The following is a 13,670-nucleotide window of genomic DNA, read 5'->3' as shown; positions in this document are numbered from 1 at the left end:
TCGGCCCCGCCGGTCGGCCGGGCCGATGATCGGGGACGTTCCTCGGGGGAGGAAACGTTCCGCCATGTGAGGGAGCGCGCACCATCCGGTGCGCGCTCCGGGCTCGGGTCACGTGCACACGCGCCCGCGCGCAGGCCCTACGATCACCCCCGACGGATGTCGGGAGCGGGAGGCGGGCGTTGGCGTGACCGAAGCGGTGATCGACCTCAATGCGGACCTCGGTGAGGGGTTCGGACGCTGGACCCTGACCGACGACGAGGCCCTGCTCTCCGTGGTCACCAGCGCCAACGTGGCCTGCGGCTTCCACGCCGGCGACCCGTCCACCATGCGCCGGGTCTGCGCGCTGGCCGCCGAGCGCGGCGTCCGGATCGGCGCCCAGGTCTCCTACCGCGACCTGGCGGGTTTCGGCCGCCGCCCGATGGACGTGCCGCCCGAGGAACTGGCCGACGAGATCGCGTACCAGATCGGCGCCCTCCAGGTCTTCGCCCGCGCGGCCGGCTCCCGGGTCTCCTACGTCAAACCGCACGGTGCCCTCTACAACAAGGTGGTCACCGACTCCGAGCAGGCCGAGGCCGTGGTCGCGGGCGTGCTCCGGGCCGGCGCGGTCTGCGACGGACCGCTGCCGGTGCTCGGCCTGCCGGGCTCCAGGCTGCTCGCGGTGGCCGAGGGGGTCGGACTCCCGGTGGTCGCCGAGGCGTTCGCCGACCGGGCCTACACCTGGGCGGGCACCCTGGTGCCCCGCCGGGATCCGGACGCGGTGGTGCACGACCCCGAGTCGGTGATCGCCCGCGCGGTCGGCATCGCCCGGGACGGCCTGGTCACCGCCGTCGGCGGCGAGCCGGTCGCGGTCGAGGCCCGCTCGCTCTGCGTGCACGGCGACACCCCGGGCGCGGCCCAACTGGCCTGGCGGGTCCGGGGAGCGCTGGCCTCCGCCGGGGTACGGGTGGAGGCCTTCGTCTGATGGAGCTGACGTTCCGTCGGGTCGGCGCCGACGCCCTGCTGGTGCGGGCGCCCGACGGCGAGGGCGTCGCCGCGCTCTACGCCGCCCTGCTGGCCCGGCGGGACGAGCTCCCGGCGATCACCGAGATCGTGCCCGCCGCCCGGACCGTCCTGCTCGACGGCCTGGCCGACCCCGTCCTGACCCGGCAGCGGCTGGCCGGCTGGGAGCTGCCGCCGCACCCGCCGGCCGACGGCCCGCTGGTCGAGCTGCCCACGGTCTACGACGGCGCGGACCTGGCCGAGGTGGCCGGGCGCTGGGGCTGCTCCGAGGAGGCGGCCGTCCGGCTGCACAGCTCGGTCGAGTACCGGGTGGCGTTCTGCGGCTTCGCCCCCGGCTTCGGCTATCTGACCGGGCTGCCCGACGACCACCAGGTGCCCCGCCGGGCCACTCCCCGCAGCTCCGTCCCGGCCGGGTCGGTCGCGCTGGCCGGGCCGTACACCGGGGTCTACCCCCGCTCCTCGCCGGGCGGCTGGCAGCTGCTCGGCCGGACCGGGGTCCGGCTCTGGGACACCGACCGGACCCAGGCCGCGCTGCTCGCGCCGGGGGTCCGGGTGCGGTTCGTGCCGGTGGCCCCGGCTGCGGTGGCGGCCGGGTGAGCGGGCTGCTGGTGGTCCGGCCGGGGCCGCTGACGACCGTTCAGGACCTCGGCCGGCGCGGGGTCGCCCACCTCGGCGTGCCACGGGCCGGGGCACTGGACGAACCCGCGCTGCGGGCGGCCAACCGGCTGGTCGGCAACCCGGACGGGACGGCGGCACTGGAGACCACGCTCGGCGGCGTGGCGCTGCGGGCGGTCGGCCCCCGGCTGGTCGCCGTGACCGGCGCACCGGCGCCGGTCCGGCTGGACGGGCGCCCGGTCGCCTGGGGTGCGCCGGTCCTGGTCCCGGACGGCTCGGTGCTGGACCTCGGCCCGGCCACCCACGGGGTCCGGAGCTATCTCGCGGTGGCGGGCGGCCTGGCCGTACCGCCGGTGCTGGGCAGCCGCTCCGCCGACCTGCTCTCCGGCCTCGGGCCCGCCCCGCTGACGGCCGGTCGGCTGCTGCCGGTCGGCCCGCCCGGCCGGGACGCCCCGGCGGAGCTGGTCCCGCTGCCCGCACCCCCGGGCGAGTTGGTGCTCCGGCTGCACCCGGGCCCGCACCTGGACTGGTTCGCCCCGGCGGCCCGCCCGCTGCTGGCCCGCTCCCGCTACCGGGTGGCCGGGGCGAGCAACCGGATCGCACTGCGTACCGAGGGCCCGGCGCTCCCCCGCGCCCGGGCGGGCGAACTCGCCAGCGAGGGCATGGTGCTGGGCGCCGTCCAAGTCCCGCCGGACGGACGGCCGGTGGTCTTCCTGGCCGACCATCCGACCACCGGCGGCTACCCGGTGATCGGCGTCGTACCGCCCGCCGACCTGCCCACCGCCGCCCAGGCCGGGCCCGGCACCCCGGTCCGGTTCGTCCCGCTGGACCGCTGACGCCGGCTCACCGGGACGGTCCGGCCAGGCCCGCCTCGTAGGCGGCGATGACCAGGTGGACCCGGTCCCGGGCGCCCAGCTTGCTGAACAGCCGGGCCACGTGGGACTTGGCGGTGGCCACCGAGATGAACAGCTCCTCGGCGATCTCGGTGTTCGACAGGCCCCGGCCGACCAGCGCGAGCACCTCCCGTTCGCGCCCGGTGACGCCCTCGACCGGCTGCGGGGTGCGCGCGGGGCCGGGCCCGGGGTGGTCGAGGAGGTCGGCGATCAGCCGGCGGGTGACCGCCGGGGCGATCAGCGCGTCCCCGGCGGCGACCACCCGGATCGCGCCGAGGATGTCGTCCACCGCCATGTCCTTGACCACGAACCCGCTCGCACCGGCCCGCAGCGCGCCGTAGACGTGGTCGTCCTCGTCGAAGGTGGTCAGCATCAGGACCCGGGTGGCGCCACCGGCCGAGACGATCCGGCGGGTGGCCTCGATCCCGTCCATGCCCGGCATCCGAATGTCCATCAGCACCACGTCGGGGCCCAGCTCCTGGGCCAGCCGGACCGCCTCGGTGCCCGTGCCGGCCTCGCCGACCACCTCCAGGTCGGGATGGTCGGCCATGATCACCCGAAGGCCGGAGCGGACCAGTGGCTGGTCGTCGATGAGCAGCACCCGGATGCTCATCGGGTCTCCGCCCCGGCAACGGCCGGCTCGGACCCGACCGGCTCCGGCAGCGGCAGCCGGGCCGTCACCCGGAAGCCGCCCTCGGGGCGCGGCCCGGCGCTGAACCGGCCGTGCAGCAGGCTGACCCGCTCGCGCATGCCGGTGATCCCGAAGCCCGCTCCCCCGACCTCCGACCCCGGCCTTCCGCACCCTTCGTCGAGCACCTCCACCGACAGCTCCCCCGCCCCGTAGTCGACGGTCACCCGGCAGTGCCCGGTGCCCGCGTGGCGGACCACGTTGGTCACCGCCTCCTGCACGATACGGTAGGCCGAAAGGTCCAGGTCGGCCGGGAGTTGACGCCGGTCACCGGACCGGCGGAGGTCGATGCTGACCCCCGCGTCGGCGGTCGCCGCCACCAGCTGGTCGAGGTCGGCCAGACCGGGCGCCGGCCCGAGCGGGGCCCCGGTCCCCGGATCGGCCTGACGGAGCGCCACCAGGGTGCGGCGCAGCCCCGCCAGGGTCTCCCGGCTGGTGGCCTCGATCGCCTGCAGCGCCTGCCTGGCCTCGGTGGGCTGGGTCTCGATCACCCGGCTGCCGACCCCGGCCTGGATCGCGATGATCCCGATGCTGTGCGCCACCATGTCGTGCAACTCCCGGGCGATCCGCAGGCGTTCGGCGGTCACCGCCTCGGCCACCTCCTGCGAGCGCAGCTGCACCGCGTGCTCCCGACGCTCCCGGAACAGCAGACCGCCCAGGCAGCAGGTCCCGAGCAGCAGCACCGAGATCATCGCGACGGCGACCTGGCGGTCCGGCCCGGACATGAAGGCGAACGCGGTGACCGCCTGCACCAGGGCGGACAGCACGGCGGCGGGGACCGAGACCCGCCGGGACCGGCCCGCGACGATGAAGCCCAGGACCAGGTCGGCCGCCAGGAACGGCAGGAACCGGCCCGGGCTCTCCCCCGGACCGCCCACCGCCACCATCGCGACCGCACCCAGCAGGGTCAGCATCAGCGCCCACCCGGGGGCCCGGCGCACCACCCCGGTCAGCAGGCCGCCCGCGAGCAGGGCCCCCAGCCCGTACAGGTTCGGGGAGCGGAGCGCGCCGCCCACCAACAGCAGCAGTACGAGGGGGTACAGCAGGGCCCCACCCCAGGCCATCGGCCTCGTCGTCGTCATGCCGCGACACTATCCACCGGCCCCGGAGCGGGCACCGGCCCCCGGGCGTACTCCCCCGGGCCGACCTGCCCGGACGGTTGCCGCCTCCGGGCCGATGCCCGCTCCGGGGGCTCGACGGCAGTGTTGCCCCCGTGATCGAAGTCAACGAACTCACCAAGACCTACGGCCGCAAGACGGCCGTGCACCAGCTCTCCTTCGCCGTCCGGCCCGGCCGGGTCACCGGCTTCCTCGGGCCGAACGGCGCCGGCAAGTCCACCACGCTGCGGATGATCCTCGGTCTGGACGCCGCCACCGGCGGCACCGCCACGGTCGGCGGCGTCCCGTTCGGGCGGCACCGGCGCGGGCTGCACCACGTCGGCGCGCTGCTCGACGCGGGCCAGGTGCACGGCGGGCGCAGCGCCGCCGCCCACCTGTCCGCCCTGGCCCGCAGCAACGGCATCCCGCTGCGGCGGGTGGACGAGGTGCTCGCGGAGGTCGGCCTGGCCGAGGTGGGCCGGCGGCGGATCGGCGGGTTCTCGCTCGGTATGAAGCAGCGGCTCGGCATCGCGGCCGCGCTGCTGGGCGACCCGCCGGTGCTGATGTTCGACGAGCCGGTCAACGGGATGGATCCCGAGGGCGTGCTCTGGGCCCGCCGGCTGTTCCGCCGGATGGCCGCCGAGGGCCGGACGGTCTTCCTCTCCAGCCACCTGATGACGGAGATGGAGCAGACCGCCGACGACCTGGTGGTGATCGGTCAGGGCCGGTTGATCGCCGCTGAGCCGGTCACCGCCTTCGCCGCCCGCAGTGCCCGGCTGAGCGTCCTGGTGGGCACCCCACAGGCCGCCGAACTGACCGCCCTGCTCACCGTGGCGGGCGCCTCGGTGGAACCGGAGGGCTCGGCCGGGGCCGAGCGGCTCGCCGTGACCGGCCTACCGGCCGCCCGGATCGGGGCGCTCGCCCTGGAGCACCGGATCACCCTGCACGAACTGACCACCAGGACCGCCTCCCTGGAGGAGGCGTTCATGGAACTGACCGCCGACCGGATCGACCACCAGGCAGGACGCACCCGATGAGCATGCTCGCCCCCGCCCCGTCCGTCGCCCGCTTCGGTGACCTGGTCGCCGCCGAGTGGATCAAGATGCGCTCGCTCCGCTCAACCTGGTGGACGCTCGCCCTGACCACCCTGTTCATCCTCGGTTCGGCGGTGACCGCCGCGCTGGCGGACCGTCAGAACCTGGCGGGCACCGCCCCGGAGTCCCGGAGCTACCAGGGCTTCCTGTGCTTCGACGCCTTCCCGCCCGCCGGGTACCTCACGCTGATGCTGGTGGCCGGCAGCATCGGCGCGGTCACCGTCGTCGCCGAGTACGGCAGCGGGCTGATCCGCACCACCACGGTGGCCGTCCCGGCCCGGCGCTCGGTGCTGCTGGCCAAGGCGGTGCTGCTCGGCGCCGTCTGGGCCGGGCTCGGGGCGGTCGTCTCGCTGGCCGCCTTCCTGCTCTCGCAGGCGATCCTGAGCGGATCGGACGCCGGGGTGCCGATCACCTACCCCGGGGTGCTCCGGGCGATGGCGGCCTGCGCCCTGGTGGCCCCGGTCTGCGCGCTGACCGGCCTCGGCCTCGGAGCACTGGTCCGGCACGGTGCGGCGGCCGTCCTCGGCACCTGCTTCTGCCTGCTGGTCCTGCCGATGCTGTTCGCACCCTCCAAGCAGTGGTCCGCCGACGTCAACCACCTGATGGTGGTCAGCGCCTGGCGTCGGCTGGTGCAGACCTGGGGCCAGCTCCCCGACGACCCGATCCGGGTCGCCGGTGTCCCGGAGTCCTGGGCGGTGTTCGTGCTCTGGCCGCTGGTCGCGCTCGGCGCGGCGCTGCTGGTGATCCGGCGCCGCGACGTCTAGCCGAGCTCGGTGGCGTGGGCCCGGGCGAGCAGCAGGTAGCCCTGGCCGTTGAGCTTGATCCCGGCGCGCTCCTCCTCGGTGAGCTCGCGCTTCACCTTGGCGGGCACCCCCGCCACCAGCGAGCCGGGCGGCACCTGCATGCCCTGCGGCACCACGGCGCCGGCCGCCACCAGCGAACCGGCGCCGATCCGGGCGCCGTTCAGCACCGTGGCGCTCATCCCGACCAGGACGTCGTCCTCCACCGTGCAGCCGTGCAGCACCGCATTGTGGCCGACCGAGATCCGCTCGCCGAGCACCGCCGGGAAGTCCGGGTCGGCGTGCACCGTGCAGTTGTCCTGGATGTTGGTGTCCGCGCCGACCGTGATCGACTCGGCGTCGCCCCGCAGCACGGCCCCGTACCAGACGCTCGCGCCGGGGCCGAGGGTGACCGACCCGACCACCACCGCGTTGGCGGCGACGAACGCGGTCGGGTCGACCTTCGGCGTCCGGCCGGCGGCCGCCGCGATCAGGGGCTCTGCCATGGGTCTCTCCGTCGGTTCGTCCGGGTGGGGTTCCCGGTCACCGTACCAAGGCAGTTGACCGGTGCTCAGGCCGTGGGGGCCGCGAACTCGGGCTGGTCCAGCAGCCGGAGCCAGCTGCCGTCGGGCTGCCGTCGGACCACCTGGGCGCGGGCGCCCGTCCCGTCGGCGGGCGGGGTGGAGGTCAGTGCGATGCCGTCGCTGACCAGGGTGGGCAGCGGCGGCTCCGGCTCGAACGTGGGCCGGTGGGCCAGCACTGCGGCCCACAGCTCGCGGATCGCCTCCCGACCCACCGTCAGGCTGCCGGGCGGGTACGCCATCACCGCGTCCTCCTCGTAAAGCGCCGCCACCCCGGCCGCGTCGCCCGCGTTGGAGCGCTCGACGAAGAACCGGGTGAGGTCCTCGGGTCGCATGGCCTTCTCGTACGCCTGGTAGTCCGTCATGGCTTCCTCCGGGTGTCCCGTGCTGGTGGGTCTCCAGCTTGGCCCGGCCCGTTCGACAAGTCCAACAGCTGGTTCCGATCGGAACTAGAATCCCGGCTCATGGAACTGAGACAGCTGGAGTACTTCGTCGCGGTCGCCGAGGAACGGAACTTCACCCGGGCCGCCGAGCGGGTGCACATCAGCCAGTCCGGTGTCAGCGCGCAGATCCGGCAGCTCGAACGCGAGCTGGGCGCCGAGCTGTTCGACCGGTCCACCCGCACCGCCACACTGACGGTCGCGGGCAAGGCCGCGCTCGAACACGCCCAGGCCGCACTGGCCGCCGCCGGGGCGGTGGGGCAGGCGGTCGGCGAGGTGACCGACCTGATCCGGGGCCGGCTGACCGTCGGCATGGTGGTCGGCTGCACGGTCGCCCCGCTGTTCGAGGCGCTGGCCGGCTTCCACCGCGCCCACCCCGGGGTCGAGCTCTCACTCCTGGAGGACGGCTCGGACCGGCTGGTGTCGGGCGTGCACTCCGGTGCCCTCGACCTGGCCTTGATCGGCGCCGCGGCCACCACCCCCGCCGGGCTCGAGGCGTTCACCGTGATCAGCGAACGGCTGGTCGCCGCCGTCCCGCCGGATCATCCGCTGGCCGGCCGGAGCGGTGTGACGCTCCGGCAGCTGCTCGCCCACCCGCTGATCTGCATGCCGGCCGGCACCGGCCTGCGCGCGGTGCTCGACCGGGCCTGCGCCGGACAGGGCGTCGAGCCCCGGATCGCGCTGCAGGCCAGTGCGGCGGACGCGATCGCCGACCTGGCCGCCCGGGGGCTCGGCGTCGCGGTGCTCAGCGCCTCGATGGCCGCGCACTACCGCGACCGGCTCACCCCGGTCGGCATCGACGACGTCGACCTGCCCGCCCTGCTCGCCCTGGTCTGGCGGGACACCAGCAACCCCGCCCTCCGGGCGCTGCTGGCGCACGGCCGCCGGGCGTTCGGCGCCCAGGACGGCTGACGAAGGGTCAGTGCCCGGGAACCGCGTCCAGCAGCCGGAATCGCTTGGCCACGATCAGGGTGTCGTCGTCCACCGTGAAGTCGGCGCCGAGCTCGGCCCGGATCTCGGGGCCGTGCCAGAACTCCTCGTGGGTGGCCCGCCACTGCGCCACCGACTCGTCGCCCTCGCCCTCGTCCAGCGCGTGCCGCAGGTCGACCTCCGCCAGCCGGACCACCCGGACCTCGGTCAGCTCGACCACCGCGACCCGGCGGCCCGCCGAGTCCGGCACCGCCCAGTGCAGACCGGCCTCGGGCACCGGCTCGCCGTCGTACTCGTACCCGGCCAGCAGCGCGGTGGTGGTGGTCTTGGTACCGGCCAGGATCGCTGCCACCAGCCGGTCGCGCAGCGGTCCGGGGAAGGCGAACTCCATCGTGGGCAGGGCATCGAGGTCCATGGAGCGCAGGCTACCGACCGCCGCCGACGACGGCCCGTGCTTTTTCAGCCGGGCGCACCGAACCGGGCCAGGTAGTGCCAGACCTTCTTGAGGTCCTGCGGGTCGTGCTCCCCGGCGGCGACCGCCACTCCGAGCACCCGGGGGTCGAGCCGGCCGTCCTCGGCGATCGCGGCGCCGAGCTCGACGTACTGCGCGCCCCGGTAGCCGGGGTGGCGGCGCAGCTCGGACACCGAGAGCCGGTACCCGGGGTGCCACTCGACCGGGCAGGGCAGCGCGGCCGCGTCGGCCTCGACGGCGGTGCCCCGGAAGCTCGGGTCCAGCACCAGCGCCTCCACGTCACGGTCCAGCCTGACCCCGCCGTGCACATGGGCCTCGACGTAGTCGTCCAGCAGGTCCTGCTCGTCGGCCTCGGCCAGTTCGATCAGGGACATCCGGTCGGCGGTGCCGAAGTCGGCCGGCTCCAGGAAGCTGTCGGGGTAGCAGAACGTGGTGCGGGTGAGCGCCTCGGCGGTCAGCCGGAAGTGCGCGGAGCCGAACCTGGGGGCTGCCCCGGCCGGCCGCTGCCGGAAGTTCAGCGCGCCGTACACCGGGCGCTGCTCGGCGGGCGCGGCGTCGTAGGCACCGCCGAAGATCCGGCTCTCCCAGTGCCAGCGGTCGCCGCCGGGGTGGGCGGTCAGGCCGCCGTTGCCCGTGCCGGTGACGAACTGGGAGTGGTAGCCACCGTCCTCGGCCAGCGCGCGCAGGATCGAGCGGGTCGAAGGCCCCCGGTCCGGGTGGAAGTTCAGCGTCACCCGCAGGTCGGGGGCGACCGGCCCGCCGGTGGCCCGGGCCGCGATGTGACGGAGTGCCAGCCGCGCTGCGGCGGCGGTCACCGCGCGGCCAGGGCGGCCAGCTCGGCGGCGGACAGCCGGAGGGCACCGGCCGCGATGTTCTCCACCAGGTGGTCGGGATTGCCGGTGCCGGGGATGGCGAGCACGTGCGGGCCCTGGGCCAGCGTCCAGGCGAGCCGGACCTGGGCCGGCGAGGCGCCGTGGGCGGCGGCCACCGCGAGCAGTTCGGGGCTGTCGCCGCCGCCCACGCCGCTCTCCCTGCCCTCCCCCGCGATCGCGAAGAACGGGACGAAGGCCACACCCTGCGCGCCGCAGCTGCGCAGCAGGTCCTGCTGGTCGGCCCCGGCCCCGATCCCGAACCGGTTCTGCACGCAGACCACCGGCGCGACGGTCTGCGCCTCGGCCAGCTGGGCGGCGTCCACGTTCGAGACGCCCAGGTGCCGGATCAGGCCCGCCGTCCGCAGCTCGGCCAGCGCGCCGAAGTGCTCGGCGACCGGGCCCCGGCCGGACACCCGCAGGTTCACCACGTCGAGGTGGTCGCGGCCGAGCTGTCGCAGGTTCTCCTCGACCTGGCCGCGCAGCTGGTCGGGCCGGGCCCAGTCGAGCCAGTCGCCGGACGGGCCGCGCCCGGGGCCGACCTTGGTGGTGATCACCAGGTCGTCGGCGTACGGGGCGAGCGCCCGGTTGATCAGCTCGTTGGCGGAGCGCAGCGAGGAGAAGTAGAAGGCGGCGGTGTCGATGTGGTCGACGCCCAGCTCGACGGCCCGCCGGAGCACCGCGATCGAGCGCTCCCGGTCGCTCGGGGTGCCGAGGTCGAAGGCGGCGCTACCGGTCAGCCGCATCGCGCCGAAGCCGATCCGGTGGACGGTCAGGTCGCCGAGGGTCCAGGTGCCCGAGCTCGCTGCAGTGATCATCCCGGGATGATGCCACAGACCGCGACCAACCCGGTCTGCGGCCTCGCCGACCGTCCGTCAGCCGTCCTCGCTCCGGGCCCTCGGCAACGGACGTACACCTTGAAGCCTTATCATCTGGCTGCGCCGGACGGTGCCCTGTGAGCCCGGCGGTGCCGGAGCGACGGCGGGGCGGCGCGCCCCGGATTCCGTGAACAGAACAGGACCAGAGCTGATGCGCACCCTCCCCCAGATAACCGCGGCGGGTGCCCGGTGATCGACTGGTTCCACGCCGCCGTGCTCGGCCTCGTGCAGGGTCTCACCGAGTTCCTCCCGGTCTCCTCCTCCGCCCACCTGCGGGTCTTCTCCGCCCTGATGGGCTGGCAGGACCCGGGGGCGGCGTTCACCGCGGTGACCCAGCTGGGGACCGAGACGGCGGTGCTGATCTACTTCAGGAAGGACATCGCCGCCATCGTCTCGGCCTGGGTGGTGGCCCTGTTCAGGCGCGAGCGGCGCAGCGACCCGAACGCCCGGCTGGGCTGGTTCGTCATCCTGGGCACCCTGCCGATCGGCATCTTCGGGGCGCTCTTCCAGGACACCATCGAGACCACCCTGCGCGACCTCCGGGTGATCGGCACCACGCTGATCCTGTTCGGCGTGATCCTGGCGGTCGCCGACCGCACCCGGGCGGTCCGGCACGCCAAGCCGATCAGCGAACTGACGCTGCCTCATGCCGTCGCCTACGGGCTGGCGCAGTCACTCGCGCTGATCCCCGGCGTGTCCCGCTCGGGCGGCACGATCAGCGCGGGCCTGCTGCTCGGCTACAGCCGGGAGGCGGCGGCCAGGTACTCCTTCCTGCTCGCCATCCCGGCCGTGCTGGCCTCCGGCGTGCTGGAGCTGTTCAAGATCGGCGAGGGGCCGGCCCCGGCCTGGGGCCCGACCGTGCTGGCCACCGTGATCGCCTTCGCGGTCGGTTACGCGGCCATCGCCTGGTTCCTGAAGTACATCTCCAGCCACAGCTTCCTGCCGTTCGTGATCTACCGGATCCTGCTCGGCATCCTGATCATCGGCCTGGTGACGGCGGGCGTGCTGGCCCCGGACGCGGGCGTGCCGGCCAAGTGACCCCGGTGGCGCCGTCGCTCAGCCGTCGGCCGAGCGGCGGCGCCACCAGATCACGCCGCCCACCGCGACCAGCAGGACGGCGACCGCACCGATGACGATCCCGCCGCTGCCCGAGCCCTTGTCCGCGGTCTCGGCGGCAGGCAGCGGAGCGGCACTCGCGGTGGGGGCCGCCACCGAGGGCGAAGGCGTCGGGGACGGGCTCGGCGTGGGGGTCGGGCTGGGGCTGGGCGTCGGTGCGGCCAGCAGCACGGCGCCCGGCGCGGCCTTCGCCAGCTTGAGCACCGGGGCCGGGTTCTTCGGCTCGGCGCCGCCCTGCGGGACCTCGATCCAGCGGTCCACCTGGGTGTCGGTGTACATCACCAGGGTCTTGAACACCACCTGCTGGGCGTCCGGCAGCTGACGCACCTTCACCTGGTACTCGGCGTTCTTCCCCGGTGCCAGCCCCGGTCCGGACACCGAGAAGCCCTCGGCCCCCGGCTTGAACGTCCAGCCCTCCGGAGCCTTCACCAGGCTCACGTCGGCCGGCCCGATCCCGGCCGGCAGCACCACCTGGACCTCGTCGATCCCGGCGGTGTCCGACTCCCCGGCCGCCTTGAACGACAGCACGGCGTCCACGGCCAGTGCCTGGGCCTGCTGGGAGGTGACCCCGGTGTGCGCGAAGGCGGGCCCGCCGAGCAGCACCACCCCGGCCAGGGCGGCTATCGGGGTGGCGAGGCGGGCGAGCGAGAGGTGACGGTTGATCGGCGACGGGGCTCCCGGGTACGGACGGGCGGCGGGCCCGTCCATCATGCCAGTCGCCCCGCGCCCGGCGGTGCCGAACGGCACCGCTCCCGGGCCGGCCGGCGTCAGTGCCCGGTCAGCCGGCCGCGGATGACCGCGTGCAGCTCGGCCTCCTCGGCCGGATCGGCGGCCAGTCGGCGCAACCGCTCCAGCACCCGGACGTCGCCGGTGGTGGTGACGTGGCGGGCGGCCAGCTCGCGGGTGGCCTCCTCGCAGTCCCAGAGGCACTCGACCGCTATGCCGCGCCCGAAGTGCGGATCGGTGGCGGCCAGCGCCCGGGCGGCCCGGCCGCGCAGCTCGGAGGAGGCGGCCTCGCCGTAGACGTGGCGCAGGGCGGGGACGGCTCCGGCGGCGGCCAGCCGCCCCACACCGTCGACCAGGGTGCCCAGACCGGCTCCGGCCACGCCACGGACCGAGATCCACTGGCGCAGCCCGTCGACCACCAGCGGGCCGTCGGCCGGGTCACCGGCGTCGGCGAGCAGCTGGACGGCGGCCTCGCCGAGCGCGCTGTCGGCGCCGCCGGTGGCCGGATCGGCCCAGCGGCGGGCGTGGGCCAGCGCGGCCGGGCCGCGCATCCGCCCGAGCACCGACAGGGCCGCGTCGACCACCCGCTCGTCGATGTCGGCGGCGGCGGCCTCGATCAGTTCGGCGGCGTCCGGATCCTGTTGGTCCACCAGGTAGCGGAGGGCGGCCGTCCGGGCGCCGGACGAACCCGACCGGGCGGCCTCCAGCACCGTCGGCCGGTCCTCCGGGCGCACCACGGCGGCCAGGCAGCGGGCGGCGGCGGCCGACCGGCGCTCGGCGGAGCCGCCGGGCTCGGCCTGGTCGGCCCAGGCCAGCACGTCGGTGGTGCTCCAGCCGGGGGTGACCCCGCCGCGATTCATCTGACGCTGCCACAGGTCGAACGGGGACTGCTCGCTCGCGGCGGCGATCCGGGGGTGGTGCGCGGCCCACAGCCGCCACGGCCGTGGCTCGTACGCGGCCCTGATCGCGGCTCTGAGCTCGGCGTCGCCCTGCGGGTCGGCCGGGAACCGGCCGAGCACGGCGGAGGCCAACGAGAGCAGCGAGCGGTCGTCGTCGCGCAGGGCCAGCTCGTCCAGGGCCCAGGCCCAGTTGGTGCCGACCGCCACGTAGCCGCGCAGCAGGTCCAGGGCGTCCCGCCGGCCGTACGCCGCCAGGTGGCCGAGCACCGCGAGGGCCAGGCCGGTGCGGAATTCGTCCGGCTCCAGGGCGTCCTCCGCTCCGTGCAGGTGCTGTTCGAGCCCGCTGAGCGGCGCCTCCAGCTCCATGAAGAGGCGGGCGTAGTAAAGGGAGCGGTTCTCGACCTGCCAGTCGGCCCTGGGGTCGCTGGTGACGCACTCCTCCAAGGCGGCGATCGCCTCGTGACGGTCGGCCGCGAGCGCATGCAGCTGTCCGTCACCACGGCCTCGCTGGAGGAGGCCGAGGAGGCTGGCACTGGGCGCTATCACTGGCTCGAACATGACGTCAGCATCCGTTGCGGCGGTCGTGGTGGCAAC

The 13,670-nt window shown here is 75.1% G+C and carries 16 protein-coding genes; 7 read left to right on the top strand and 9 right to left on the bottom strand.

What is annotated here, in order from left to right:
* Positions 1–184 precede the first annotated feature (184 nt).
* From ACIRPK_RS28895 to ACIRPK_RS28885, 3 genes are read left to right on the top strand one after another with little or no spacing between them, the layout of a single operon-like run.
* The gene (locus ACIRPK_RS28895) at positions 185–961 is read left to right on the top strand and encodes a LamB/YcsF family protein (RefSeq protein ID WP_403043591.1); all 777 of its coding nucleotides are present in this window, start codon (positions 185–187) and stop codon (positions 959–961) included.
* Positions 961–1,596, top strand: a complete 636-nt coding sequence (locus tag ACIRPK_RS28890) for an allophanate hydrolase subunit 1 (RefSeq protein WP_403043588.1) — start codon at positions 961–963, stop codon at positions 1,594–1,596. Before ACIRPK_RS28895 ends, ACIRPK_RS28890 begins: the two co-directional genes overlap by 1 nt.
* A complete protein-coding gene (locus ACIRPK_RS28885; protein ID WP_403043585.1) occupies positions 1,593–2,450 on the top strand; it encodes a biotin-dependent carboxyltransferase family protein in 858 nt (285 codons plus the stop codon). The genes ACIRPK_RS28890 and ACIRPK_RS28885 overlap by 4 nt, the downstream gene beginning before the upstream one ends.
* 7 nt (positions 2,451–2,457) lie before the next feature.
* On the opposite strand, the gene ACIRPK_RS28880 is transcribed toward ACIRPK_RS28885, so the two are convergent.
* Both ACIRPK_RS28880 and ACIRPK_RS28875 read right to left on the bottom strand, forming a co-directional pair.
* Positions 2,458–3,120 (bottom strand): response regulator, encoded by a 663-nt coding sequence (locus ACIRPK_RS28880; protein ID WP_403043584.1) that lies wholly within the window; start codon positions 3,118–3,120, stop codon positions 2,458–2,460.
* Positions 3,117–4,277 carry a sensor histidine kinase gene (locus ACIRPK_RS28875; protein ID WP_403043581.1) on the bottom strand — a complete coding sequence of 387 codons (1,161 nt, stop codon included), beginning with the start codon at positions 4,275–4,277 and terminating at the stop codon, positions 3,117–3,119. Before ACIRPK_RS28875 ends, ACIRPK_RS28880 begins: the two co-directional genes overlap by 4 nt.
* Positions 4,278–4,408: 131 nt before the next feature.
* On the opposite strand from ACIRPK_RS28875, the gene ACIRPK_RS28870 reads away from it, so the two are divergent.
* The gene (locus ACIRPK_RS28870; protein WP_403043579.1) at positions 4,409–5,329 is read left to right on the top strand and encodes an ATP-binding cassette domain-containing protein; all 921 of its coding nucleotides are present in this window, start codon (positions 4,409–4,411) and stop codon (positions 5,327–5,329) included.
* Positions 5,326–6,150, top strand: coding sequence for an ABC transporter permease subunit (locus ACIRPK_RS28865; RefSeq protein WP_403043577.1), 825 nt, complete (start codon positions 5,326–5,328; stop codon positions 6,148–6,150). Before ACIRPK_RS28870 ends, ACIRPK_RS28865 begins: the two co-directional genes overlap by 4 nt.
* Here the strand turns inward: ACIRPK_RS28865 and ACIRPK_RS28860 are convergent.
* Positions 6,147–6,671, bottom strand: coding sequence for a gamma carbonic anhydrase family protein (locus ACIRPK_RS28860; protein ID WP_403043575.1), 525 nt, complete (start codon positions 6,669–6,671; stop codon positions 6,147–6,149). The genes ACIRPK_RS28865 and ACIRPK_RS28860 overlap by 4 nt on opposite strands.
* Positions 6,672–6,736: 65 nt before the next feature.
* Positions 6,737–7,111, bottom strand: coding sequence for a YybH family protein (locus tag ACIRPK_RS28855; RefSeq protein ID WP_403043572.1), 375 nt, complete (start codon positions 7,109–7,111; stop codon positions 6,737–6,739).
* A 99-nt stretch (positions 7,112–7,210) separates the two neighbouring features.
* Between ACIRPK_RS28855 and ACIRPK_RS28850 the strand changes: the two genes are divergently transcribed.
* Positions 7,211–8,098 carry a LysR family transcriptional regulator gene (locus ACIRPK_RS28850; protein WP_403043569.1) on the top strand — a complete coding sequence of 296 codons (888 nt, stop codon included), beginning with the start codon at positions 7,211–7,213 and terminating at the stop codon, positions 8,096–8,098.
* A 7-nt stretch (positions 8,099–8,105) separates the two neighbouring features.
* On the opposite strand, the gene ACIRPK_RS28845 is transcribed toward ACIRPK_RS28850, so the two are convergent.
* Genes ACIRPK_RS28845 through ACIRPK_RS28835 form a run of 3 tightly spaced genes read right to left on the bottom strand, consistent with a single transcriptional unit; the run spans position 8,106 to position 10,275 of the window.
* Positions 8,106–8,531, bottom strand: coding sequence for an ASCH domain-containing protein (locus ACIRPK_RS28845; RefSeq protein WP_403043566.1), 426 nt, complete (start codon positions 8,529–8,531; stop codon positions 8,106–8,108).
* A 44-nt stretch (positions 8,532–8,575) separates the two neighbouring features.
* The gene (locus tag ACIRPK_RS28840; protein ID WP_403043563.1) at positions 8,576–9,403 is read right to left on the bottom strand and encodes a DUF3626 domain-containing protein; all 828 of its coding nucleotides are present in this window, start codon (positions 9,401–9,403) and stop codon (positions 8,576–8,578) included.
* The gene (locus tag ACIRPK_RS28835; RefSeq protein ID WP_403043562.1) at positions 9,400–10,275 is read right to left on the bottom strand and encodes an oxidoreductase; all 876 of its coding nucleotides are present in this window, start codon (positions 10,273–10,275) and stop codon (positions 9,400–9,402) included. The genes ACIRPK_RS28840 and ACIRPK_RS28835 overlap by 4 nt, the downstream gene beginning before the upstream one ends.
* Before the next feature lie 252 nt (positions 10,276–10,527).
* Here ACIRPK_RS28835 and ACIRPK_RS28830 point away from each other — a divergent pair, with 252 nt between their 5' ends.
* The gene (locus tag ACIRPK_RS28830; RefSeq protein WP_403043654.1) at positions 10,528–11,373 is read left to right on the top strand and encodes an undecaprenyl-diphosphate phosphatase; all 846 of its coding nucleotides are present in this window, start codon (positions 10,528–10,530) and stop codon (positions 11,371–11,373) included.
* Positions 11,374–11,391: 18 nt separating this feature from the next.
* Here ACIRPK_RS28830 and ACIRPK_RS28825 read toward each other — a convergent pair whose 3' ends face one another.
* Together ACIRPK_RS28825 and ACIRPK_RS28820 are read right to left on the bottom strand one after the other, a co-directional pair.
* Entirely contained in the window at positions 11,392–12,162 is a 771-nt protein-coding gene (locus ACIRPK_RS28825; RefSeq protein ID WP_403043559.1) for a DUF1775 domain-containing protein, read from the bottom strand.
* Positions 12,163–12,218: 56 nt separating this feature from the next.
* Positions 12,219–13,634, bottom strand: a complete 1,416-nt coding sequence (locus ACIRPK_RS28820; protein ID WP_403043556.1) for a HEAT repeat domain-containing protein — start codon at positions 13,632–13,634, stop codon at positions 12,219–12,221.
* Between the last annotated feature and the right edge of the window lie 36 nt (positions 13,635–13,670).

The organism is Kitasatospora sp. NPDC101801, from assembly GCF_044766665.1.
Taxonomy (GTDB): Bacteria; Actinomycetota; Actinomycetes; order Streptomycetales; family Streptomycetaceae; genus Kitasatospora.
This window is presented reverse-complemented; position numbering and strand designations above follow the sequence as displayed.